This is a genomic window from Acholeplasma laidlawii PG-8A (assembly GCF_000018785.1).
In the GTDB taxonomy this organism is placed as follows: Bacteria; Bacillota_I; Bacilli_A; order Acholeplasmatales; family Acholeplasmataceae; genus Acholeplasma; species Acholeplasma laidlawii.
Map to the genome: position 1 here is coordinate 340,489 of NC_010163.1, position 25,212 is coordinate 365,700.

20 protein-coding genes are annotated in these 25,212 nt (G+C 31.8%); 19 read left to right on the plus strand and 1 reads right to left on the minus strand.

Annotation, left to right across the window (positions count from 1 at the left end; genetic code table 11):
- Positions 1-110 precede the first annotated feature (110 nt).
- Genes secA through ACL_RS01665 form a run of 4 tightly spaced genes read left to right on the plus strand, consistent with a single transcriptional unit; the run spans position 111 to position 5,107 of the window.
- Positions 111-2,579: a preprotein translocase subunit SecA gene (gene secA / locus ACL_RS01650; protein ID WP_012242283.1), complete on the plus strand. Its 2,469-nt coding sequence runs from the start codon at positions 111-113 to the stop codon at positions 2,577-2,579.
- 2 nt (positions 2,580-2,581) lie between these two features.
- The gene (prfB, locus tag ACL_RS01655; protein ID WP_012242284.1) at positions 2,582-3,679 is read left to right on the plus strand and encodes a peptide chain release factor 2; all 1,098 of its coding nucleotides are present in this window, start codon (positions 2,582-2,584) and stop codon (positions 3,677-3,679) included.
- A complete protein-coding gene (locus ACL_RS01660) occupies positions 3,672-4,541 on the plus strand; it encodes a YitT family protein (RefSeq protein WP_012242285.1) in 870 nt (289 codons plus the stop codon). The genes prfB and ACL_RS01660 overlap by 8 nt, the downstream gene beginning before the upstream one ends.
- A complete protein-coding gene (locus ACL_RS01665; RefSeq protein WP_012242286.1) occupies positions 4,538-5,107 on the plus strand; it encodes a regulatory protein RecX in 570 nt (189 codons plus the stop codon). The genes ACL_RS01660 and ACL_RS01665 overlap by 4 nt, the downstream gene beginning before the upstream one ends.
- A gap of 36 nt (positions 5,108-5,143) precedes the next feature.
- Here the strand turns inward: ACL_RS01665 and ACL_RS01670 are convergent, their stop codons facing one another.
- A complete protein-coding gene (locus ACL_RS01670; protein WP_012242287.1) occupies positions 5,144-5,956 on the minus strand; it encodes an HAD family hydrolase in 813 nt (270 codons plus the stop codon).
- 122 nt (positions 5,957-6,078) lie between these two features.
- On the opposite strand from ACL_RS01670, the gene ACL_RS01675 reads away from it, so the two are divergent.
- The 15 genes from ACL_RS01675 (at position 6,079) to ffh (ending at position 25,146) form a co-directional block, all read left to right on the plus strand.
- Positions 6,079-6,855 carry a hypothetical protein gene (locus ACL_RS01675; RefSeq protein ID WP_012242288.1) on the plus strand — a complete coding sequence of 259 codons (777 nt, stop codon included), beginning with the start codon at positions 6,079-6,081 and terminating at the stop codon, positions 6,853-6,855.
- Positions 6,845-8,926 (plus strand): DNA translocase FtsK, encoded by a 2,082-nt coding sequence (locus tag ACL_RS01680; protein ID WP_049751940.1) that lies wholly within the window; start codon positions 6,845-6,847, stop codon positions 8,924-8,926. The genes ACL_RS01675 and ACL_RS01680 overlap by 11 nt, the downstream gene beginning before the upstream one ends.
- Positions 8,926-9,786, plus strand: coding sequence for a ribosome biogenesis GTPase YlqF (gene ylqF / locus ACL_RS01685; protein WP_012242290.1), 861 nt, complete (start codon positions 8,926-8,928; stop codon positions 9,784-9,786). Before ACL_RS01680 ends, ylqF begins: the two co-directional genes overlap by 1 nt.
- Positions 9,761-10,369 (plus strand): ribonuclease HII, encoded by a 609-nt coding sequence (locus tag ACL_RS01690; protein ID WP_012242291.1) that lies wholly within the window; start codon positions 9,761-9,763, stop codon positions 10,367-10,369. Before ylqF ends, ACL_RS01690 begins: the two co-directional genes overlap by 26 nt.
- Positions 10,370-10,536: 167 nt before the next feature.
- Positions 10,537-12,324 carry a type I DNA topoisomerase gene (topA, locus tag ACL_RS01695; protein WP_012242292.1) on the plus strand — a complete coding sequence of 596 codons (1,788 nt, stop codon included), beginning with the start codon at positions 10,537-10,539 and terminating at the stop codon, positions 12,322-12,324.
- 240 nt (positions 12,325-12,564) lie between these two features.
- On the plus strand, positions 12,565-15,051 hold the full coding sequence (locus ACL_RS01700; protein WP_012242293.1) for an InlB B-repeat-containing protein: 2,487 nt from the start codon (positions 12,565-12,567) through the stop codon (positions 15,049-15,051).
- Positions 15,052-15,228: 177 nt separating this feature from the next.
- A complete protein-coding gene (locus ACL_RS01705) occupies positions 15,229-15,933 on the plus strand; it encodes an ABC transporter ATP-binding protein (protein ID WP_012242294.1) in 705 nt (234 codons plus the stop codon).
- Entirely contained in the window at positions 15,914-16,684 is a 771-nt protein-coding gene (locus tag ACL_RS01710; RefSeq protein WP_012242295.1) for an ABC transporter permease, read from the plus strand. Before ACL_RS01705 ends, ACL_RS01710 begins: the two co-directional genes overlap by 20 nt.
- A 118-nt stretch (positions 16,685-16,802) precedes the next feature.
- Positions 16,803-19,631 (plus strand): ABC transporter ATP-binding protein/permease, encoded by a 2,829-nt coding sequence (locus ACL_RS07180; RefSeq protein ID WP_012242296.1) that lies wholly within the window; start codon positions 16,803-16,805, stop codon positions 19,629-19,631.
- A 121-nt stretch (positions 19,632-19,752) separates the two neighbouring features.
- Complete coding sequence (locus tag ACL_RS01720; protein ID WP_012242297.1) at positions 19,753-20,622, plus strand: U32 family peptidase; 870 nt, start codon at positions 19,753-19,755, stop codon at positions 20,620-20,622.
- On the plus strand, positions 20,615-21,796 hold the full coding sequence (locus ACL_RS01725; protein ID WP_012242298.1) for a peptidase U32 family protein: 1,182 nt from the start codon (positions 20,615-20,617) through the stop codon (positions 21,794-21,796). Before ACL_RS01720 ends, ACL_RS01725 begins: the two co-directional genes overlap by 8 nt.
- Before the next feature lie 76 nt (positions 21,797-21,872).
- A complete protein-coding gene (gene tpx / locus ACL_RS01730; protein ID WP_012242299.1) occupies positions 21,873-22,367 on the plus strand; it encodes a thiol peroxidase in 495 nt (164 codons plus the stop codon).
- Positions 22,368-22,472: 105 nt separating this feature from the next.
- Entirely contained in the window at positions 22,473-23,429 is a 957-nt protein-coding gene (gene ftsY / locus ACL_RS01735; protein WP_012242300.1) for a signal recognition particle-docking protein FtsY, read from the plus strand.
- The gene (ylxM, locus tag ACL_RS01740) at positions 23,429-23,743 is read left to right on the plus strand and encodes a YlxM family DNA-binding protein (protein ID WP_012242301.1); all 315 of its coding nucleotides are present in this window, start codon (positions 23,429-23,431) and stop codon (positions 23,741-23,743) included. The genes ftsY and ylxM overlap by 1 nt, the downstream gene beginning before the upstream one ends.
- The gene (gene ffh / locus ACL_RS01745) at positions 23,740-25,146 is read left to right on the plus strand and encodes a signal recognition particle protein (RefSeq protein WP_099750354.1); all 1,407 of its coding nucleotides are present in this window, start codon (positions 23,740-23,742) and stop codon (positions 25,144-25,146) included. The genes ylxM and ffh overlap by 4 nt, the downstream gene beginning before the upstream one ends.
- The last annotated feature ends 66 nt before the right edge of the window (positions 25,147-25,212 follow it).

The window sequence follows — 25,212 nt, forward strand, 5'->3', positions numbered from 1 at the left end:
GATAAGTAAACCATGATAAGGTATGATTTGGGTTTTATGCCAAATCGTTTTAGATTAAATAAAGAATAATGAAGTACACATAAACTTAAACAAGTAAAGGAAGTGATGTTATGTTTGGACTATTTGATTCGACCAAAAAAGCAGTAAAAAAATATAACAAAGTAGCTCATAAAATTATGGCTTTAGAAGATACAATGAAAGCAATGAGTGACGAAGCATTAAAAAATCAAACTAAAATTTTTAAAGATCGTATTAAAAATGGAGAAACTTTAGACGATATTTTAGTTGAAGCATTTGCAACAGTTAGAGAAGCCTCAAAACGTGTAACTGGGCTAACACCATATTTTGTACAATTAGTTGGTGGTATGTCGATTCACGATGGTAATATTGCTGAAATGAGAACAGGTGAAGGTAAAACCTTAACCGCTGTTTTACCTGCATATTTAAATGCTTTAAATGGTGATGGTGTGCATATTGTTACAGTCAACGAATACTTAGCTAAACGTGAAGCTGAAGGCGAAATTGGTGACCTATTTAGATTCTTAGGATTAACTGTAGGTTTAAATATTAGAGATTTAGATAGAGAAGGTAAAAAGGCAGCATATGCTTGTGATATTATGTACTCTACAAACTCTGAGTTAGGCTTTGATTACTTAAGAGATCACATGGTCTTATATCATAAAGATATGGTTGCACAAAGAGGCTACCCATACGCAATTATTGATGAGGTTGACTCGATTTTAATTGATGAGGCTAGAACACCTTTGATTATCTCTGGACCTGCTAAACAAACTCAAAACTTATACCAACAATCTGATCGTTTTGTAAAATCTTTAAGTGATCATGAATATGAATTAGATGTAGAGTCAAATACTGTCGAGTTAACACCTGAAGGTATTGCTAAAGCAGAAAGCGTATTTAATATTGAAAACTTATATGACTTAAGTCATGTATCTTTATTACATCACATCAACAATGCTTTAAAAGCTAATTTCACCATGTTTAGAGACAAAGAATATATGGTTGTAGAAGGTGAAGTTTTAATTATTGACCAATTTACAGGTCGTGTACTAAAGGGTAGACAATTTAGTGAAGGTCTACACCAAGCACTTGAAGCCAAAGAAAACGTTGAAATTAAAAAAGAAACTGTTACAGTAGCTACAATTACGTACCAAAACTTCTTTAGAATGTATAAAAAACTATCTGGTATGACCGGTACTGCAAAGACTGAAGAAGATGAATTTATAGAAATTTATAACATGAGTGTTATTGAAATTCCTACAAACAAACCAGTCATTAGAGAAGATGCTAAAGATTACTTCTTTGTAACAGCAGAAGAAAAATATCAAGCATTAATTGAAGAAATCAAACGTAGACACGAGATTGGGCAACCCATATTAATTGGTACAATTGCAGTCGAAACATCAGAATTTTTAAGTATGGAATTACGCAAACATCGTATTAACCATGAAGTATTAAACGCTAAAAACCATGAAAGAGAAGCTGAAATTGTTGCTAAAGCTGGTCAAAAAGGTGCGGTTACAATCGCGACCAACATGGCTGGACGTGGTACCGACATTAAACTTGGTGAAGGTGTAGTGGAACTTGGTGGTTTAGCAGTATTAGGTTCTGAAAAACACGATGCTAGACGTATTGATAATCAGTTAAGAGGTCGTTCTGGACGTCAAGGGGATCCTGGTTTTTCAAGATTCTACTTATCTGCAGAAGATGAACTCATGGTACGTCGTGGAGGAGACCGTTTTAGAACAATTATTGAAACACTTCAACGTGCCCAAGCAACCGGTGAACCAGTAACTTCTAAGATGATTACATCTTTAATTACTGGTGCACAAAAACGTAGTGAAGGTGTCAACTCAGAAATTAGAAAAAACGTCTTAAGATATGACGATGTTTTAAGAGTGCAAAGAGAAATTATTTATGCTGAACGTACATCTATTTTAACTAAAGAAACTGTTGAAGAAGAAGTCATTAAGTTTATTGAAACAATTGTTGAAGCTGAAATTGATGAGTTTATCATTCCTCACGGAAGAAATAAATTTGAAATTAAAGATGAAGCAATTGTTCACCATTTTGAAAGTTTCTTAATACCTAAAGGTATGGTTAAAATTGAAGATGTAAATGAAATGGATGAAGTAGAAATTGTCAACCATTATAAAGATCTTGCGATTAAATTATTAGTAAGTAAAAAAGAAGTTGTACCTCAAGAAGTGTACAATGAGTTTTTAAAAGTAATCATGTTACGTGTAATTGATACTTATTGGATGCGTCATATTGATGCAATGAGTGAGTTACGACAAGGTGTTAGACTACAATCATACGGTCAACAAAATCCGTTAATTATTTACCAAAAAGAAGGTAAACGTATGTTTGATGAAATGCGCTACAATATTTCAAAAGATATTGCTAGATATGCTGCACTGGGTCGTATTGAATTAAATGTTAGCCGTGAAGCGGTTGTTAAAAATACAAGCACAAACCAAGGTGAAGATGCTTCTAAACAAAAACGTAAACAACCTAAGCGTGCTCACAGAAGTCAATTACCGTGGAATAGAAGGTAGTTATGGAAAAGTACGAAGTAAATAAGACACTAGAACTTTTTGAAACAAAAATTAAAGATTTAGAAAATGCTTTAGATTTAGATGCTATTAATAACAGATTAAAAGAAATCGAACCCATCATGGCAAATCCTAATTTTTGGAATGATTCAAATCAAGCAAAAAAGATTAGCCAAGAATTAAATCAACTTACAGAGAAAAAACAAACTATTACATCGATTCAAAACCAATATGAGGATGCCTTAATGTGGCTTGAAGAAGCCAAAGAAGGTACTGAGAGTTGGGATATTTTAGAAGCTGAAATTGATTCACTTCAAAAAAAGATATCTGAGTTTGAAATTGAAGTATTACTCAATGGAGAATATGATCATAACAATGCAATCTTAGAACTTCATCCAGGTGCTGGTGGTACAGAGTCCATGGACTGGTGTGGTATTTTAATGCGTATGTATGAACGCTTTGCTGGCTATAAAGGTTATAAGGTAGAAATACTAAACTACTTAGCGGGTGAAGAAGCAGGTGTTAAATCTGTTACATTACGTATTTCTGGTCCATATGCTTATGGTAATTTAAAGTCTGAACGTGGTGTTCACAGATTAGTTCGTATCTCACCATTTGACTCCAATAAAAGAAGACATACTTCCTTTGTTTCATGTGATGTAGCACCTGAAATTGATGAAACAAGTGAAGTTGAATTAAAAGATGATGATATTCGTATGGATACATTCCAATCCTCTGGTGCAGGTGGTCAGTCGGTTAACACAACTTACTCTGCTGTAAGATTAACACATATACCAACTGGTATTGTTGTTAATATTCAAAATGAACGTAGTCAGATTAAGAATAAAGAAGCAGCAATGCAAATTTTAAAATCTAAACTGATACAAAAAGAACTAGAAGAAAAACAAGCGAAGTTAAATGCCCTTAAGGGTGAAAAATCAGATATTGGTTGGGGTAGTCAAATTAGATCTTATGTATTCCAACCTTATCAAATGGTCAAAGACCACAGAACTAATTATGAAGTTGGTAATATTCAGTCTGTCATGGATGGAGATATTGACGGTTTCATTAATGCTTATTTAAAGAGTAAAGCCTATGAATAAAGAAATGATTAAATCATATGCACTCATTACTCTAGGCGTATTTTTACTACATTTAGCATTTTACTTTTTTATGCAACCAATGGGTTTAATCACAGGTGGTATGATGGGACTTAGTTTAATGCTTGAACCATTAATTCCATTTTCTACAGGTATTACCTATCTCATGTTAAATATTGTAGCACTTACAATTGGCGGTATTTTATTTGGTAAAGATTTCTTTTTAAAGACTGTATTTGCAAGTATTTTGTCACCTGTTTTAGTGACATTATTTGAAGTTTTAAAGATAGAAGATACACTTATACTAAATCAAATTGATCTACACTATCAACTCTTAGTAGCTAGTATTGCTAGTGGGGTATTAGCTGGTGTGGGTATTGGTCTAGTCTTAAGATATAATGCAACCACAGGTGGTATGGATATCTTTCAAAAGATTATCAATAAATATTTAAAAGTACCATTTTCAGTTGCAGTTTATCTAACCGATGGTTTAATTATTTTACTTGGTGCATTTATAAGTCTACAAAATGGGTTATTTGCTATTTTAGCTATGTTATTAACAGCATATATGTTAGAAAAAACAGCGATATTTGGAAGAAACGCCTTTGCACTGATGATTATTACCAAAAAACATGATGAGATTAAAGAAGCAATTTATGAACGTATAGACAGAGGTGTAACAAGATTAAAAGCTATTGGTGGCTACTCTGGTATTGAAAAAGAATTAGTACTTACTACGATGAATCGCCAACAACTCTATATTGCTAAAGAGTTTATTACACAAATAGATCCAAACGCATTTACACTCATTATCTCAACAAAAGAAGTATTAGGTGAAGGTTTTCACCGTGACGATCTCACATGATAGTCAAAGAGGTTAGAAAACTTAAAACCAATTACCAAGTTGAATTTCAAAATGGTTATAAGTTAACAATTGATGAAGATACGTTAGTCCAATATAGATTAAGACCAGGTATTGAAGTAGAATCTGTTGAAGTCTTACAAAAAGCAATGGAAAAACATAAACTACTCAATAAGGCGATTAAATTTGCTTCCTATGGTAAGTCTGAAAATCAAGTGATTAAGTACCTAAATGAACAAGGTATGCATAATACGTATGATGCCATTATGACCCTTAAAAAAATGCGTATCATTGATGACTATAAAATGATTCGAGGACTTCAAAATAAGGGGTACTCTTATCTACAGTTAGAAGAAAAGTTAAAGTTTTATCAATTTGAACAAAAAGACATCGACTACGCCTTAGAAAATTATAATGAAAGAATTCCTTTATATAAACAGTTTAAGTTAGCACTTAAAAAGTATGAAAAGGAAACAGATTATAAAAAGAAACAACAAAAAATCTATCGTTATTTAATGTCTAAAGGCTTTAATGAAGATAGTGTGATGTCAGTTATGAATATCAGCTAAAAAAATGAGCACATTTAATATGTGCTCATTTATATTTTATAGATTAAAGTATTGTTCTAAGAAGTGGCCAACACCGGCATTATCATTGTCTATATCTAGGATTTTATCTGCAACAGCTTTTAACTCTGCTGTACCATTTGGCATTGCAAGACCAAGAGCTACACCTTGAATCATTTCAATATCATTTAGACCATCACCAAATGCTATAGTGTTTTTCTTATCAATTCCAAAATGATCTGCTACCCATAGAATAGCTGATAATTTAGATGAACCAGTCTTGTAGATTTCATACACTGCATGTTTAGAATCACTACCCCATAATCTAAAACCGACTTCATCCTTTAAATCATTATTTATATAAGATTCAAAGTTTTGCATAAATGCATTTTCAACTAAGTAAATCATACCGGTTGGTGTATGTTGTAGTTGGTCAAATTCTGCGTGGATAATTTTAGCATTTTGACTCCCCATAAATATATTATGTAATCTATCTAAATATTTGTAAGCATAGATATGATCACCATAAGAATAAAATGCAGATACAAGATGTTCTTTAGTATATAAAAATAATTTATGTGCAACTTCAACTGTTATACCATCGGTTACAATTTGAAATTTAGGATTTTTAGGTTCTCTAATGTTACCACCATTATCAGTTATTACAGGTGTTGATAAATCAAGTTCGTTGTAGATATCAATAGTTGCATGAAATGGTCTACCTGTTGCAAGTACTACCATATGACCTTTGTCTAAGAGTTTATGTATCATTTCTTTATTCTTTAAAGGTATTTTTGAATCATTATTTAATAACGTGCCGTCTAAATCTATAGCAATTAAGTGTCTTTCCATTATGAAACCTCCATCATTTGTTAAAGTCCATTATCGCATATAATAATGCTTCTTACAAGTTTATAAGCCCAATTATGGCATAAATATAGTATAATTTATGTAAAGGATGGTATAAATAACTTATGATATGGGACTTGGGTTTTATTGAACTAAATATTGGCTGGCTCATTACCTTTTTTTCAGGGGTTTTATTTGGCGTTATTTTACTATCTTTATGGTATCTTGTAGCAGTCATTGCCTCATTAAATAAAGGTTTAAGAGGTGCTAAAGTGCAGGAAGAAGACATTGATGAAAAAGAGATTCAATGGCTTATTGAAGATGCACATAAAACATTTAAAGATAAAAAATTAAGAACTGAAGCGGGTTATGGACCGCATTTGATGAATGTGGCTTTAGAATTAAGTGCAGATATTGCTACTAAGTTTTACCCTAAAAGTAAATATCCATATTTAGAACTATCACTCGATGAATCCTTAGTACTACTAAAGTATGTAGCGGATCGTTTTAATGAGTTATTAGAAAAACCCATCTTAAAGATGTTTAAAGGTATTACCTTAAGAAGATTATTTACATTAAGTGAAGCTAAAACTAAAATTGATAATAATCTCCTAGTTAAAGCGACTAATAAGTTAAAGGTGAATGAAATTATTAAACAGTCTATGATGGTACTAAATGTTGTAAACCCAGTGTACTGGTTTAGAAGATTAGTGTTAAATAATGTAACTCATGCCATTATGATTAAATTAGGTTTAGTAGTAATTTCACTAACTGGTGAGGAAACGTATAAAATATACTCTAAGAAAGTATTTAATCAAGATAAGACAATAGACTCGGGCATCGAAGAATTATATAAAGGCATTGAAGCAGATTTAAAGGGGGAAGAGAATCTTGAAGCGTAAAAAGAGACAAAAAGATGTATATCAAGAAGTGTTTACAATACCTCAAATACCTAAAATAGATGGTATACGTAAACAACATAAATATGTTAAGGAAGGATTTATCTCTCCGCTTTTTGGTAGTGACGTAAAAGATGAAATTCATGTACCGTTTGTTGTCAGAGTCATTGGTGATAAGGTAAAAAAATATGACGCCTTTAGAACTGTACCTAAAATGGATGATGATGCCAATATTCAAAAAACTGGTAATAAATATTATGAATTTAAAGATGGTATTATTTCTAAAGAAACTAGAAAACAAATTTTCGGTATAGATTCTTATAAACATAAAAACCAAGATGCACCTGTAAAAGAAGATGTAGCCTTTGAACCAAAAATTGAAGAAGAGATTCAACCAATTAAAATGAATCACGTGGAAACACCTGAAAATACACTACCACCTTGGATGCGTGGTAAACATATTGAGACAACACCAGAAATTGGTGGTCTTGATGTGGATACATTTAAGCGTCCAAGTAAAGGAATTCAAATTAAAGCTAATTTTGGTGAGGAAATTAGTGAAGATTATCCAGAACAAGCACCCCCTAAATATGTTGAACCTAAGAAAACGGAAGTTAGACAAGCATTTAGAGCACACACACCTACTAGTAATTATCAACTGCCACCATTAACATTACTTAAAAAAGTAGAAAGAAGCGCAGATGATAAACCTGAATGGTTAGTAGAACAAGTTGAACGTATTAATCAAACCTTAATTGATCACGCTGTTGAAGGTGAAGTGGCTCAATCTAAAAAAGGTCCAACAGTTACAAGACATGAGATTTCTCTAGAACCTGGTGTTCCGGTAAAACGTATTACAAGTCTTCAAGATAACTTAATGATGAATTTAGCTGCTAAAACACTACGTATTGAAGCACCAATTCCTGGTAAACCATTTGTTGGTATTGAAGTACCAAATAAGATTGCTGATATAGTATCCTTTGGTAATGTTGTAGATACAGATGAATTTTTAGAAGATCATAAACATCCACTTAAAGTAGCTTTAGGGGAAGATATTGATGGTACAAACATTTATGTAGATATCGCTAAAATGCCACACGGTTTAATCGCTGGTGGTACCGGATCTGGTAAGTCTGTTTGTGTGAACTCCATATTAATTTCTTTATTATTAAAGAACAGACCAGAGGACTTAAAACTAATTTTAATTGACCCTAAAATGGTAGAACTTACACCTTATAATGATCTACCTCATTTAATCACGCCTGTTATTACAGATCCAAAAATGGCTGCAACAGCACTAAACTGGGTTGTTGATGAAATGGAAGATCGCTATAAAAAATTTGCAGGTACAAGATCAAGAGATATAGGTAGTTTTAATGAGAATGTTAAAAAGGGATTTATTGATGAACAAAAAATGCCTTTAATTTTAATCGTCATTGATGAGTTAGCTGACCTTATGATGGTTGCTGCACATGATGTTGAAAATGCTATTCAACGTATCACTCAAAAAGCACGTGCAGCAGGGATTCACTTACTTGTAGCAACACAAAGACCAACAGTCGATGTCATTAGAGGTACGATAAAGTCAAATATTCCTACACGTATTGCATTTAGAGTGGCAAGCTTTACAGACTCTACAACCATTTTAGATGGTGCAGGGGCTGAGCAATTACTTGGTCGAGGCGATATGCTTTTAAAAGAAGCTGAAAGACCAATTAGATTACAAGGTGCTTATATTTCAAATAACGAAATTGATGCCGTTATTGATTTTATCAGACAACAAACAACGCCACAATATATCTTAAAACATGAAGATTTAAGACATATTGTACAAGCAAAAGATACCATTGATGATGATCTATTCGCACAAGTTGCAGAATATGTAGTAAGTGAAAATAGTTGTTCTATCAATGGTATTCAAAAAGAATATAATATTGGTTTTAACCGTGCACAAAAAATAGCTACCTTATTAGAACAATATGGTATTGTCTCCCCTGCACAAGGAACCAAAGCGCGTGAAGTCTTAATTGATATGTTAAGCTTACGAGAAATTTTAGAAAAGTTGGGATTATAATGAAACAGGTTCAATGGTTTCCAGGACATATGTTCAAGTCCTTGAGAGAAATCAAGGAAAAAATTAAACTCATGGATATGGTATTTTTGCTCGTTGATGCAAGATTACCGTTTAGTAGTATGAATCCAGAGATTCTTAAAATTGTTGGTGACAAACCAACACTTTTATTGTTCAACAAAATCGATTTAGCTGATAGAAAAACTGTCGATAAATGGGTAGAATTTTATGAAGCGCAAGGTTTTTATACCCTCCTTATTAATAGTAATGATGGCTTCAATGTAAATAAAATTTATAGTAGAAGTAAAGAAATCTTAGAAGAAAAGATATTAAGATCTAAAAATAAAGGTATGAAGTTTGACCGTGTACGTGGAATGATTTTAGGTATACCAAATGTTGGTAAATCTACCTTGATCAATAAGTTAGTATCTAAAAAGGCAACAAACGTTGGAAATAAACCAGGGGTGACTAAATCCCAACAATGGATTAAAATCAACCCACACTTCGAACTCCTTGATACACCAGGTGTATTATGGCCAAAATTTGAAGATGAAACTGTAGGGTTTGCGCTTGCCATTACTGGTGCGATTAAAGATGATACGCTGCCAATGAATCAAGTAGTCATTTATGCAATTAACTACTTAAAAGAATATTATCCAATACGTTTAAAAGAACGCTATGGTATTGAAAATGTTCAGGATTTAGATGAAGTTGAAATACTTGATCATATTGGTAAAGTAAGAGGTGCTATTGTTAAAGGTGGCGAAACTGATTATGACAGAGTATATACGATATTATTAACAGATATAAGAAATAGAAATTTAGGAGCACTAAGCTTTGACCATAGACAATCTAGCATTTGAAAAAGCACTTTATGATAAAGGGTATACCTATATTTGTGGTGTAGATGAAGCTGGACGTGGTCCACTAGCTGGTCCAGTTGTTGCTGCAGCTGTAATTTTCGAAAAAGGTTTTTATCATGAAGACATTAATGATTCTAAAACTTTATCAGCTAAAAAACGTGAAACCTTATTTGAACTCATTAAACAACATGCACTTGCAATTGGTGTAAGTGTTGTAAATCATGAAGTGATTGATAAAATAAATATATTAGAAGCAGCAAGACATGCAATGGAAGATGCTATTTCAAAACTAAAGATTAAACCACAATACGCATTAACTGATCATATGGATATAAAAGGTATACCTTATACCTCCATTAAACATGGCGACCAACTATCTATATCGATTGCTGCAGCAAGTATAATTGCTAAAGTGACTAGAGATAAATTGATGGTGGATTATGATGAGGTTTATCCTCAATACGGATTTAAAGACCATAAAGGTTATGGTACAAGAAAACATTTAGAGGCTCTAAATTTGTATGGTGTATCACCAATTCACCGTAAAACTTTTGCGCCCGTGGCTAAGTTATTAAAACAATAATCATGTGAAATCATGGTTTTGTTTTTCTATATGGACTAAAAAATGTAAAAAAAACCTTCTATATAATATATTTATATAGAATAAAATATAAGAAAATTGAATACTTGACATCAAGAATTTTAATTATATAATTGATAAGGTATAAAACTAAAGAATTGAGGCAATCTATGTCAGACAAAGTAATTATTGTAGAATCACCTGCAAAATCAAAAACTATCTCAAGTTATTTCAACGATGAAGTAACTGTTTTATCATCGGTAGGTCATATTAGAGACCTAGCAACCTCTGGTAAGGGTGGTTTAGGTGTAGATGTAGATAACAATTTTGAACCTACCTATAAAATCATTACTGGTAAAGGTAAACTGATTACTGATTTAAAGAAAAAAACAAAAGGTAAAGAAGTTTTAATTGCAACCGACCCGGACCGCGAAGGAGAAGCTATCGCTTGGCATATCGCTGATGAGTTAGGTCTAGATTTAAACGAACATAACCGTATTGTTTTTAAAGAAATCACAAAACCTGCAGTTATGGAAGCAATCAACCATAAACGTCAAATCGATTTAGGATTAGTCAACTCTCAAGAAAGTAGACGTATTTTAGACAGAATCATTGGTTTTAAACTATCTGCATTTTTAAGAGACAAAATTAAATCCAGATCAGCTGGTCGTGTTCAAAGTGTGGCTTTAAAACTAATTGTGGACTTAGAACGTGAAATTGAAAAATTTGTGCCTGAAACATATTTCACCATGCATGCACATTTTAATGACCATGTAGCAGATTATGTTATTCCAAAAGATACACGTATTGGATTAGAAGAAGCTACTAAAATTGTTGAAACATCAACAAATCCATTTTTAGTAAGTGATATTACTCAAAAAGAAACAAAAAGAAACGCTAAACCACCTTACATGACATCTACCTTACTTCAAGATGGCGTAAACAGTCTATATATGAGCTCTAGCCGTGTGATGTCAGTTGCATCTGAACTTTATCAAGGTATTGAAATCAATGGTCAAATTATCGGTTTAATCACGTATATGAAAACAGACTCTAATCGTTTATCTAAAGAGTTTGTAAATCCTGCAAAAGCATTCATTGAAACAAACTATGGAAAAGAATATGTTGGTTTTTATAAGACAAATAATAAAGACTCTAGTCAGGATGCCCACGAAGCAATCAGACCTACAGATATTCATTTAACACCAGAAAAAATAGAGCAATACTTATCAAAAGACCAATTTAAACTTTATAAGAGAATTTATGAACGTGCAGTAGGATCACTTATGGCACCTGCAGTATTTAACAATACTAAAATTACGCTAGATTCAAATGGCAATATTTATACAATGGATGGAAGTATTCAAGTATTTGATGGTCACTTAAAAGTAACAGGTGATAAATCAAAAGATAAATTCTTACCTGAATATAAAATTGGTGATAAACTAAATGCTGATTTAGTTGAAAAGATTGAAAAACAAACCCAACCACCTGCTCGTTTTAATGAAGCATCACTCATTAAAGCATTAGAAGCAAACGGTATTGGTAGACCATCTACATATGCAAGTATCATTAAAACGATTAAAGCACGCGACTATGTTATTGTAGATGAAAAACGATTTATTCCAACAGAACAAGGAAAGCTGACAGTAGATACCTTGAATCAATACTTTAATAAAATCATGAAAATTGATTATACATCTAATATGGAATCAGAACTTGACTTAATTGCAGATGGTAAAGTTGATCATATTCAATTATTGAAAGATTTTTACAATAAATTTATGCCGATTTTAGAAGCTGCTCAACAAAATATGGAAAAAATAAAACCGGTTGTAACTGATAAAATATGTCCACTGTGCGGTGGAAACCTAGTTATTAGAAAATCTAGATATGGTGAGTTCTATGGTTGCAGCAATTTTCCGAAGTGTAAACACATTGAACAGATGTCGGAATAAATGTGTTATTAAATACATAAATACGCATTAAACTTTACATAGAAAAAGAATAAGAATATAATGAAAATGCATCCAAACTATTGGGTGCTACTTATCCCCTATTAGTGTACTTAGTACACAAATCCCCTTTAATGATCCCCTGGCCTTTAGTCAGGGGATCGCTTTTTTTATTATTAGTACCATTTAATAATTCAAGTTCACTATGTTATAATAATACATATTACTAAAAAGGGATAAGTTATGAAAAAATTAATATTACTGTTTTTATTGATGCCTATTTTAACTTCGTGTGAAATAGGCAAACCATTGATAGAGTTTGAATCTAATGGAGCGAATCACATCTCACCTATAGAATTTTTAGGTATAGAAAACCTACCTAGTCCAGAAAAGGAAGGACATACCTTTGAAGGCTGGTATTTGGATAACGGTTTAACGAATAAACTTATAGATGATGAACAAATCATTTCGAACACAAAGGTATACGCAAAATGGATTGTTAACCAATACAACATCGAATTTGAAGTAGATGGTGGTATTGAAATCGATCCACTTACAAATGATTTTGGTGCAGATATTACAAATTTACCTTCACCTGAAAAAGAAGGGTATAGTTTTGATGGTTGGTATTTAGAAAGTAACTTAGCTACTTTATTTGAAAGTGATACAATGCCTTCTAAAAACATCGTACTTTACGCAAAATGGAATATAAATAACTATGATATCAATTATTATTATGAAGGTGAACTATTAAGTAGTTTTACAGTGCCTTTTAATCAGATAGTTTTAGGAGAACATGCGTATGAAGCACCTAAAATTGAAGGTTATACATTTTTATCATGGAGTGTAGAACTACCAACACTTATGCCCGCTCATGACATTAGTATTGATGCGATTTATGAAATTAACACCTATCAAGTCACTTACATAGACTATAATGGTGACATCTTATTAGAACTTGAAGTTGATTACAATTCAACAGCAGCATTACCTGATGTACCAAATAATCAAGAAGGTTATCATTTTGTCAAATGGGATAAGACCAATGAAAAGATTTCATCAAATGTAACAATTAAAGCCGTTTATGAGATAAATATATATGAAGTAACTATTTTAGACTACGATCAAACCTATCTTGGATCAGAGTCTATTGAACATGGTTCTATTTTCACAACAAGTATATTACCTCAAAACTATCCAGGGAAACTCTTTTTTGGATGGGATATAGGAACCGATATTATCACATCTGATCTTACAGTTGTTGCTGAATATAGTGATATCATTCATATTTCTTTTGAAGTAGATGGTGGATTAGAATTAGAAAATATACAAATACCAAAAGGTAAACCACTGAGTGTTGAACCAGTTACTTCCAAAATAGATTATTATTTTGTTAGTTGGTATCTAGATTCTGAATTTATTGAAATTTATTATCATGATCATATATTTACTTCAGATGCTACACTTTATGCAAAATATAGTGAAACAGCACCAGAAGAAATAGTTATCATGCATGATAAATTAAATGAAGTAGATCCATTTCATCCATTTTATACAGCACCTGATAAAATGGAGCGACAAAAGGTTATTAAAGAAGTTGAAATAAGATTAAATGTTAAGGTTATATTTAAAGCATATCACGAACAAGCAGCTTATGGTAGAGACCGTATAAATAGTATTAAAAATAGTGCTATTGCAGGGGTTTTGATGGCTGATATATTATCAATTAACTCTGACTGGACAGTAGAACTTGTTAAAGCAGGTGCAATCGATCCTGTAGACAGATATATAATGTTTTCTGGTGATTCAAAAATTTCTGAAAATTCCAAAATTTTAGGTATGTATAATGGCAGAATCTATACATTTACTGAAAACGAACCTACTGTAGACAAAGGTTTATTCTTCAATTTAGATTTATTGAGATCATTAGGTCTTGAAAACCCGGCTGAACTATTTAATCAAAACGGGTGGACTTGGTCGAACTTTGAAGCATGGGCAACATCTGCTAAAACAGCTTTAGAAAGTTTAGGCAAAGAGTATAAGGTACTAGGTGGTAATCGTGCTTTATATGCTGAAAGCATAATTCCTTTAAATGGCAGTTCCTTAATTAACTATCGAAACGAAAGGGTTGAATTCCACTATGCAATTGCTGGAGAAACATATAGTTTCCTTCATGAATTGCATAAAAAAGGATTATTTGAAAACTCAGGAAGATATGATGCAGGTTCTCCTTTATGGTTATCTGGTAAAGTACTGATACATCCTGGTGAGTTATCTTTCTTAGATGCTTCAAATAGATGGAAGCATATTTCATTTGATTTAGGTTATGTGCCTTATCCAAGTAGTGATAATTATTTTGGAACATATCAATCAGCGATAAGTAATAAAGATGTGTATGCTGTATCTACTAGTCAAAATGCTTATAAACAGGAACTCGCATTCAAAGTCTGGAATGAAATTCAAACTTGGAAAACAAAAGAAGATCAAATAAATGACCTAAGCACTTTCTTACAAAATAGAATGAATGATGAAGCTTCAGTCTCAGCATATCTATCTATATATAATCAAATAACTATAGATCCAATAAACAGTCTAGGTATATTAAAAACCTCTAATTATAGTTGGTATACCGCTGCAAACCTGGCCATCATAAATGGCAATTGGAGGGATCAAATGGATATTATAAGACCAAGTTATGAAGATGCAGTTGAAACTTATTACGGATACTAAACACTATATTCATTTAAATTGATTATTTTAAAAAGTCTATCGCTGTCGATAGACTTTTATCTTGTTAAGTTATGATTCATGTGTAAAACATACATACACTTACCTGAATTTTTATGTGTTCTATGCTAAAATAAACATAGTATACTTTTCATGAAAATAGTATAAGGAGGATGAAGTATGTTAGAAGCAATCTATCTAACTAAGGCATATGATAACTTACTCGTTTTAGATGGTGCATCATTTAAAGTTGAAAAAAATCAAATTGTTGGTTTACTAGGGCCAAATGGTAGTGGTAAAACAACAATTATTAAACTCATCAATGATCTCATTAAACCCACGAGTGGTCATATCATATTTAAGGGACACAAATTAAATATAGAAGATAAATCAAATATTGCGTATTTACCAGAGCGTAGTGCGCTTAATATGAGTCAAACTGTTTTAGATGTTATAAAGATGTATAAAGACTTCTTTAGTGATTTTAATCAAGAACATGCCAAGCACATATTAAAATTGTTTGAAGTACCTGTAACTAAAAGATTATCTCAATTATCAAAAGGTCAACGAGGTAAGGTACAACTTGCACTTACACTCGGTAGAAAAGTAGATTTATATATACTAGATGAACCGCTAGACGGTATGGATCCAGCATCCAGAGACTTAATCATGAAGATTGTCTTAAAATATAAAAAGGAAGATTCCACGGTTTTAATCTCTACACACCAAATTACTGATATAGAATCTTATTTAGATTACGTTATTTTATTGAAAAACGGAAAAATAATTGAGGCAGATCTTGCAAAAAATTTAGAATCTAGACACAATCTGACTTTATCTGCTTATTTTAAGGAGGTCTATAAATATGATGAAGAAATTATATAAATGGGACCTTATTCACTTTTTTAATCAACTTAAATGGGTGTTTTTAGCTACTTTATTTGTCACAGCTTTAGCAGCTATATTTAAAACCTTTAGTGATACAAATATCATTTGGGGATCGTTATATAATACAGCATTTATTATGAGTATCGCAGGTATCATCATTGGTTTAGTGTATAGTTTCTTTGCTATATTTCAAAGATACTACAACACTATTTTAAAAGATGAAGCATACTTTACGCACACATTACCCATTTCAAAGGGTAAGATATTACTTTCTAAAGTACTATCAGGTTTTTCATTATTTTTAATTGCAATATTGGTTGCAGCAGCACTACTTATTTGGATTGATGTGATCAATCTAAAAGAATTATTTAGTCTACAGAGTATTGATCAAGGTCTGTTTTGGATGACAATACTAAGTATTTCATCGATGGTAATCATGTTCTTTGTTTTCATTGTAGTTATTTATGCAGCATTAACCTTTGGATTTAGTTATAACAAACGCGAATGGTTATATGTATTTGTTTATTTCATTTTATACTATATGGCAAATCAATTCTTAAGTTTAATTAATTTTGGTATTAATCTTTTAATCAATCCAAATTTACTTGATGTAGAAAATACAGAAGTATTTACTGCATTAAGTGGTATATTGATTATTCAATTAATATGTTCAATTGGATTAGGTGTCCTAAACTTCTATATTGCAAGAATACTCATGATTAAAAGACTTAACTTAAAAAATGGTTAATACGTAAAAACTTCATCTTGATTAGGTGAAGTTTTTTTATTAAATCATTTTTGTATATCTTGATTTTGTGTATAATAATACTCAGGGTAAAACATTTTTATGATAAGGATAAGTATATATGTTAGAACTAAGAAATATTGGAAAAACCTACGCTACCAAAAAGGGTGTTAGCGTTAAGGCTTTAGATAATGTCAGTGTCGTCTTTGGTAAGACTGGACTGGTTTTTGTCACAGGAAAATCCGGATCGGGTAAATCAACGCTCCTTAATTTAATTGGCGGACTAGACACTTATGATACTGGGGATATGATTATTAATCAAAAATCCAGTCAAGATTTTAAACAAAAGGATTTTGATTCCTATAGAAATACGATGGTTGGATTTATATTCCAAGAATATAATATTCTAGAAGAGTTTAGTGTTGCTCAAAATATCGGTTTAGCACTTGCACTGCAAGGTCAAAAAGTGAGTGATGAAGCAGTCAATGATTTACTAAAAAAATTAGATATTGAAGGTTTAGGCAATCGTAGTCCAAATGAATTATCTGGTGGACAAAAACAAAGAGTAGCCATTGCGCGTGCACTAGTTAAAAACCCTCAAATTATTTTGGCAGATGAACCAACTGGTGCACTAGATAGTAACACCGGTATTCAGTTACTTGAAACTCTAAAATCATTATCTAAAGACAGATTAGTCATTGTAATTTCTCATGATTTAGAGTTTGCACGTAAATATGCAGACAGAATTGTGCATTTTGTAGATGGTAAGATTGCTTATGATATTACTTATACTGGAGAAGAAAGCCAAAGTGATGAACCAGTTAAGTTTACGGATAAAGGCATTACGATTGAACCTAAATATCAATTAACGGCAGAAGATTTAAAAGTAATCAATGCGTACTTACAAAACCAAACCAAACCGACACACATAAAGAAGATAAGTGATCAAACGTATAGTGGGTTTAGTACAACAGATACATCAGATATAGAACAAAGTAGTGAACCATTTAAGTTAGTAAAATCCAAACTACCATTTAAAGCATCACTTTCTATGTCTTTAAATGCTTTAATACATAAAAAAATAAGACTGGTTTTTACAATACTTCTTACAACCATTTCTTTAGTTATGTTTGGTAGTGTAGATACACTATCAAACTTTAATGCAGAAGATAAATCCTATGAAGTATTTGAAAAAAATAACTATAACTATTTGATGCTTAAAAACTATAAACGTGGTGGTGATAGTAGTTGGTATTACTATACTGAAGTGAATTTAGATGAGGAAGTTTTTCAAAGTGCTTCAGATTTATATAGTAACTCCATACTTATACCCGTATATCCACTAAGTCTTAGTTTGGATGCATACATTAAATATGATTGGAATAAACCTAGTTTTTATGATGCATATTATTATACAAGCTTCATTGAAATTGATAATGAAACACTTCTAGGTACAAACTTTGAAGTCACTGGTAGATTACCACAAAACTTGAATGAAGTTGTTGTACCAATGCACTTTTATCAAAGTGTAGCGTATTACGGTTTTAATAAAGAAGATAGTGTTAAAGATATTAATGAGATGGACGATCTCATTGGCGAGATGCTGTATTTTAATGAAAGAAATATGAAGATTGTAGGTATTATAGACTACAAAGATGATTTATCAGTCTATGAGGAACTTAAAGTATCTGGTTGGAATCAAGGTGTTGATACACCTCAAAATTACTATAAGTATGTAAATCGATTAAGAGAAGGAACACTGGGACTATTTATATTTGGTGAAGGTTACTATGAAAGTCTTAGACACGTTAAGAATTCTCGTGTAGAGGCAGTTTTTTATTTAGAAAATGAACGGATGCATCAATTTAGCACGGTAGCTAAAATAACGGATGTAGATGCCGAAACTATTAAATACTTTGATAGTGTAGATCCATTGAATTTAGGTGAGAATGATATTGTAATTAATGAATATCATTTGGGTAACATGATACATCGAGATTTAGGTGATTATCAGTATAATACAATCATCGTGGATTTTCTAGTAGAAACCTACTATGATGAACTAAATTTATTATTAGCAGAACACTTTCCGATGTATGAGACAGTAGATGATATTCCTGACGAGGATAGAATTGCTATCATTGGTTATGAATTATATGGATACATATCTGATGCAGAAAGATATACTAAAGCATTCAATGCTGTGGTTGAATTCTATCTATCAACAAGTGAAGCGCCTAGTTTTCAAGTTGATTTTTTCAAAGATTATTACACAAACTACCCAATTATAGGACTTCGTGTTGTAGGATTTACTAGTGATGAGGATAATGTTTATGCATACCATGTAAGTAATGAACTTTATGACGAATTATATATTGAAGGTGAAATAATCTATAACTTTATTCTAGTAAGCACTAAAGATATGAAGCGTGAAGATTTTAATAAGATGGTTCAACAAAGTATGAATAAAGGTTTGTTATATAAGGTATCCTTACAAGATGAAAATATTGATTACATGATTATGCTTAGTGAAACTGTATATGGTATGCAACAATTCTTTTTCTGGACAGCTGTCATACTTGCAGGATTTGCAGCACTCTTGATGTTTACCTTTATTAGTTCTAGTGTGAGCCATAGTAAACAAGAAATTGGCATCTTACGTGCAATTGGTGCAAGTAGTAGAGATGTCTTAGGCATTTTCTCAAAAGAAACACTGATGATTTCTATTATGAATGCGGTATTAGGTGTGATTGGGACTGTTATTATAACAAAACTCTTGAATGATTCTATGATATATAATCTAAATCTAGGTACCACACTATTTGATGTTGGCATCAGACAAATCATATTAGTTACCTTAATTAGTATTGTTATAGGCTATCTATCCAGTGCATTACCAGTCTTAAAAACAGCATCTAAAAAACCAATTGATGCGATCAAAAATAAATAAGAAATGTAGTTAAAGGTAATAATATGTTTTTATTACCTTTTTTTCTTTTGGATTATAACTTCCTTTGACTTGAAGTTGGTATAAATTCTATAATGTAACTATAGAATGAAGAGGCATACATATGAAAATACTTACAAATTTACATGATAAGAATAAGTTAGATGATTTACTCAAAGTAGCTGATGGTATCATTTTAGGTGATGCTAAATATGCCAAAACACTTACTAGTGACTTTGGTAGTGATACTATAAACCTTATTGAAAAGATTTATGAAGCAAAAAAAGAAGTTTTTGTTTTATTAAATAGAGTATTTACCGATAAAGAACTAGATTCCATTAAACCATATATTTTAAGTTTACCTGTGGATAAAATCACTGGTTTTATGGGTGCAGACTTAGGTTTAATTGATACTTTTAAAACTTTAAATATAGAACATAAATTTATCTATAACCCTGAAACCTTACTAACAAATGATGAGGATTTTAATGATCTATCAAGTGAAGGTATTATGGGCGCATTTGTTTCTAAAGAAATTACTTTAGAAGACATTTTAGAAATTGGTCAACTAAAAAAATATAAGATGTTTTACTTTGGACATGGTCACATGTCCATGTTCTACTCAAAAAGACCGATGCTAAAAACATTTAATGACCATAGAGGTTTGGATAATTACTTGCATGATGATAAAACACTAACACTTACAGAAGAACGAAGACTTAACGAAGCATATCCTGTATTAGAAGACGATGCAGGTACGCATGTATTTCGTGGTACAGTCTTTAATAGTTTCAAAGTGATTGAACCCCTAAAGACTGTTGTTGATTATTTTATTGTGGATACATTATTTATGGATGATGATTATGCTTATAAATTAATCCCAATGTATAAAAATAACGACTTTGACTTACAACTTATCACCGATTATAAACAAACACTACATGATGGATTCTTATTTGATGAGTCTACAATTAAGGGAGAGAAAAATGACTGAACTACTCGCTCCAGCTGGAGATTTAGATAAACTAAAGATTGCTATTATATATGGCGCAGATGCTGTATTTATTGGAGGTAAACAATTTAGTTTACGTGCCAATGCATCAAACTTTACAAAAGAAGATCTAATTGAAGGTTGTAAGTTCGCACATGATCGTGGCAAAAAAGTGTATGTTACAACAAACGTGATACCACATCAAAAAGATAAAGAAGGCTTAATTGAATATTTAAAAATATTAGAAGAAGCTAAAGTAGATGCAATTATTGCAGCAAGTCCTTTAATTATTAATACCGCTTTAAAACATACAAACCTAGAAGTGCATATTTCTACTCAACAATCAGCATTAAACGTCCCAACAGTAAACTATTGGTACAATAAAGGTGCTACAAGGGTTGTTTTAGGACGTGATATTGATTTAAACGACATTGAACACATTACTAAACATGTAGACGCTGAAATCGAAGTATTTATCCATGGTGGTATGTGTGCAGGTTACAGTGGACGCTGTTCACTTTCTAACCACTTAACCAATAGAGATGCAAACCGTGGTGGATGTGCACACACATGCCGCTGGTTCTTTGAACTACAAAAGAATGGAGAAATAGAAGCAGATATTCCATTTAGCATGGGTTCAAAAGATTTAAGTGCGGTTAAAGAAATTACTAGACTTATGGATATTGGTGTTTCATCATTAAAAATTGAAGGCCGCATGAAATCACTACATTATATTGCAACAGTAGTAAATACGTATCGTCGTATTATTGATGAATATACTGAAACTGGTGCAATCAAAAACTATGAACTTTATGAAGAAATGCTGAAAAATGCTGAAAATAGAGAAACATCTCATGGTTTCTTTTATGGACTACCTACTAAAGATCAACAACTTTATGAAAAACGTAGTGAACGTGTGATGCAAAACTTTGTTGGGTTAATTCTTGACTATAACGAAGAAACTAAATATGCAACTGTTGAAACCAAAAACGTCTTTGTCTTAGAAGACTTAGAAGTATTTTCTCCTAAACACGCATCAAAGACCTTCTTAAATACTTCAATGATGAACTCCAATCAAGAAGTGATTACAAGAGCAGCACGTGCAAGAGAAAAAATACAAGTCTATATTCCGTTTAAAGTTGAACCATTTGATATGTTAAGAGCTAAAAGAACCTAAAACAAGTCAGGGCGAAAATGACTAAAATATTTACCTTCTATCCTATAATAGACTTATAAGGATAGGAGGTATTTTTATGAAAACAATGAAAAACAAACCCATAACAGTTTTAGGGGAACCATTACAGATTGGTGATAAAGCACTCGACTTTATCGCTGTAGATAATAATTTAAATGAAGTATCATTTTTTGCTAATTTTAAAAAAGACTATACACTGATTAGCGCTGTACCTAGTTTAGATACATCTGTATGTGATATTCAAACACGTACAATTAATGAAAGATTATCGAGTTATAAAAACTTAGATTTTATTACCATTTCTAATGACCTACCATTTGCACAAAAAAGATGGTGTGGCTCAAATGGTCTAGAAATCACAACTTTAAGTGACCACAAACTCTTGGATTTTGGTATGAAGTATGGTGCACTTATTAAAGAACTTAGATTACTTGCAAGATCTATTTTCGTTTTAGACCATCAAAGAAAGGTAGTTTATGTTGAATATTTAGATGAAATGAGCAATCATCCGAATTATGATAAACTATTTAAATTTTTAGATACTGTACTATAACAAAAAAAACAAGGGCAAGAAGATAACCATAATCTGTCAAAGAGCCTTTATAAAAATATGTAATTATGATAAAATACTATAGATAAATAAAGGAAGTGACCAAGGATGGGTTTTTTCTCACGTCTGTTTAAAAAGAAACCAAAAAATGATAAATATCAAATGGGTCTACATAAAAGTAGAAGTTCATTTGATAACTTAAAGAAATTATTAGATGAGTCTGATACGATTAATGATGATTTATTTGATGCTATAGAAGATTTACTTATCTCTGCCGATATTGGTGTAGATACTGTTTTACATTTTACAAATGAACTTCGAAATGAAGTTATAAATAAACAATTTGAAAATCCAAGTGACTTAAGTGAAACGATTGTTGATAAATTATTTGAAATATATTTAAAAGATGAATTTGTAGATACAACATTAAGTTTTACAGAAGGCGAAGTCAATGTCTTTTTATTTGTAGGAGTTAATGGTGTTGGTAAAACAACTACTATTGGTAAACTTGCAAAACAATATAAAGACCAAGGTAAAAAAGTCTTAATGGTTGCAGGTGATACCTTTAGAGCTGGTGCAATTGAACAACTTTATGAGTGGAGTAAGCGTGCCAAGGTAGATTTTTACCAAAAAGATGCTGGATCTGACCCTTCAAGTGTCATATTTGAAGCACTAGAAAAAGCTAAAAAAGAAACATATGACCTTGTATTAGTCGATACTGCTGGTAGACTTCAAAATAAAGTGAACTTAATGAATGAGTTATCAAAAATGAAACGTGTCATTGAAAAAGCTCTACCAAGTCAACCTGCTGAAACATTACTGGTTATTGATGCAACTACTGGTCAAAATGGTATGAATCAAGCAAAAGTGTTTAATGAAGCAACAGATCTAACTGGGATTGTTTTAACCAAGTTAGATGGTACTGCAAAAGGTGGTATTGTACTTGCGATTAGACACTTATATAACCTACCAATTAAATATGTAGGCCTTGGTGAAAAAATTGATGATTTAGTACCATTTGATATAGAAGATTATATTTATAACCTATTTAAAGGATTCTTCTAATGGAAAACTTAGAAAAAACAGAATATTTAAATACACTTTATAGTTTTTATAGTGAACTATTAACGGATAAACAACAAGCTTACTATACAAACTATTACCACATGGATCTAACCTTACAAGAAATTGCAGATATTTTTGATGTGTCTAGAAATGCTGTGCACACACAACTAAAAAATGTGGAACAAATTTTAAATAATTTTGAGGCAAAATTAAAACTTGTTGAGACAAGCCAAAAAAGATCTAAACTATTAGATCAATTGGAATCAACAAAAGATTTAAAATATATTGATGAGTTAAGAAAGTTGGATGAATAATGTCAAACTCGCTATCTGATCGCCTACAAATGTTTGTACGCCGTGCAACCGGTCGTGGGCGTTTAACTGAAAAAGATGTTGAAGAAATGATGCGTGAAGTACGTCTATCTTTATTAGAGGCAGACGTCAATTTTAAAATTGTTAAAGAATTTACTAATAATGTTAAAGAGCAAGCCCTTGGTGAAAAGATCTTAAACGGACTCAATCCTGGTCAACAAGTTGTAAAAATTGTGCATGATGAATTAAAACGTGTCATGGGTGAAGAGTCCGTAGGGCTTAATTACGCAAACACTGGTTTATCTACATTTATGACCATTGGTCTACAAGGTAGTGGTAAAACAACTGCTATTGGTAAAATGGGACTTTATATTCGTAAAAAAGATAAAAAGAAAGTCATGCTTGTTGCTGCTGACGTTTACCGTCCTGCAGCCATTGATCAACTTGTTACAATCGGTAAAGGATTAGGCATTCATGTCTATGAAGAAGGTATTAAAGACGCTAGAGTTATTGTTAAAAACGGTTTAAAGTATGCCAAAGATAACAATTATGATGTAGTGATTGTCGATACTGCAGGTCGCTTAACGATTGATGAAGACATGATGCAAGAATTAAAAGATGTTAAAGAAATCCTAAAACCTAATGAAGTACTTCTAACAGTAGATGCGATGATGGGTCAAGAAGCTGCAAATGTTGCTAAATCATTCCATGATCAAATTGGTGCAACCGGCGTTATCTTAACTAAAATGGATGGCGATACGCGTGGAGGTGCTGCCTTATCTATTAGAGAAATATCTCAAATACCAATTAAATTCGCATCCAGCGGAGAAAAGATGGATAGCCTAGAAGCATTCCATCCAGAACGTATGGCTTCTCGTATTCTTGGTATGGGTGATATGTTAACGTTAATTGAAGAAGTGACATCAAATATCGATGAAGATGAAGCAAAATCCATGATGGAAAAGATGATGAGTGATTCATATAATTACTTAGATCTTCAAAAACAATTTAAAATGATTAAACGTATGGGTTCTATTTCAAAAATCTTAGGGTTCATTCCAGGACTAGGAAAAATGAAAGAAGCATTAAGCCAAGTAGATGATAAGCAATTTGATAGAATTAATGTCATCATCCAAAGTATGACAGAAGATGAAAGAAAATATCCTGAACTTATCGATAAATCCTCTAAGCGTCGTCAAAGAATTGCTAAAGGTGCTGGAGTTGAGGTATCCGATGTCAACCGCTTAAGAGACTCACTCGTACAACAAAAACAAATGATGAAACAAATGTCTAATATGGACGAAAAACAAATGGAGCGTTTAAGCAAGAACCCAAGCAGTTTCCAACCTAGTCAAACCAAGGTTAAAAAAGGAAAAGGTAAGGGTAAAGGCGGCTTTAGATTTTAAACATAAAAGGTAGTTTCCTTTAGGATTCTACCTTTCATAATATAGGGATAAGTTTCCCACATTTTT

Excerpts from the sequence above, each read along its gene's own strand:
- topA (WP_012242292.1), top strand. The coding sequence starts at position 10,537 with ATGTCAGACAAAGTAATTATTGTAGAATCACCTGCAAAATCAAAAACT.
- ACL_RS01670 (WP_012242287.1), bottom strand. The coding sequence starts at position 5,956 with ATGGAAAGACACTTAATTGCTATAGATTTAGACGGCACGTTATTAAAT.
- ACL_RS01665 (WP_012242286.1), top strand. The coding sequence starts at position 4,538 with ATGATAGTCAAAGAGGTTAGAAAACTTAAAACCAATTACCAAGTTGAA.
- ACL_RS01720 (WP_012242297.1), top strand. The coding sequence starts at position 19,753 with ATGAAAATACTTACAAATTTACATGATAAGAATAAGTTAGATGATTTA.
- ACL_RS01705 (WP_012242294.1), top strand. The coding sequence starts at position 15,229 with ATGTTAGAAGCAATCTATCTAACTAAGGCATATGATAACTTACTCGTT.
- ylxM (WP_012242301.1), top strand. The coding sequence starts at position 23,429 with ATGGAAAACTTAGAAAAAACAGAATATTTAAATACACTTTATAGTTTT.
- tpx (WP_012242299.1), top strand. The coding sequence starts at position 21,873 with ATGAAAACAATGAAAAACAAACCCATAACAGTTTTAGGGGAACCATTA.
- ACL_RS01700 (WP_012242293.1), top strand. The coding sequence starts at position 12,565 with ATGAAAAAATTAATATTACTGTTTTTATTGATGCCTATTTTAACTTCG.
- prfB (WP_012242284.1), top strand. The coding sequence starts at position 2,582 with ATGGAAAAGTACGAAGTAAATAAGACACTAGAACTTTTTGAAACAAAA.
- ftsY (WP_012242300.1), top strand. The coding sequence starts at position 22,473 with ATGGGTTTTTTCTCACGTCTGTTTAAAAAGAAACCAAAAAATGATAAA.
- ACL_RS01660 (WP_012242285.1), top strand. The coding sequence starts at position 3,672 with ATGAATAAAGAAATGATTAAATCATATGCACTCATTACTCTAGGCGTA.
- secA (WP_012242283.1), top strand. The coding sequence starts at position 111 with ATGTTTGGACTATTTGATTCGACCAAAAAAGCAGTAAAAAAATATAAC.
- ACL_RS01725 (WP_012242298.1), top strand. The coding sequence starts at position 20,615 with ATGACTGAACTACTCGCTCCAGCTGGAGATTTAGATAAACTAAAGATT.
- ACL_RS01675 (WP_012242288.1), top strand. The coding sequence starts at position 6,079 with ATGATATGGGACTTGGGTTTTATTGAACTAAATATTGGCTGGCTCATT.
- ACL_RS01710 (WP_012242295.1), top strand. The coding sequence starts at position 15,914 with ATGATGAAGAAATTATATAAATGGGACCTTATTCACTTTTTTAATCAA.
- ylqF (WP_012242290.1), top strand. The coding sequence starts at position 8,926 with ATGAAACAGGTTCAATGGTTTCCAGGACATATGTTCAAGTCCTTGAGA.
- ACL_RS07180 (WP_012242296.1), top strand. The coding sequence starts at position 16,803 with ATGTTAGAACTAAGAAATATTGGAAAAACCTACGCTACCAAAAAGGGT.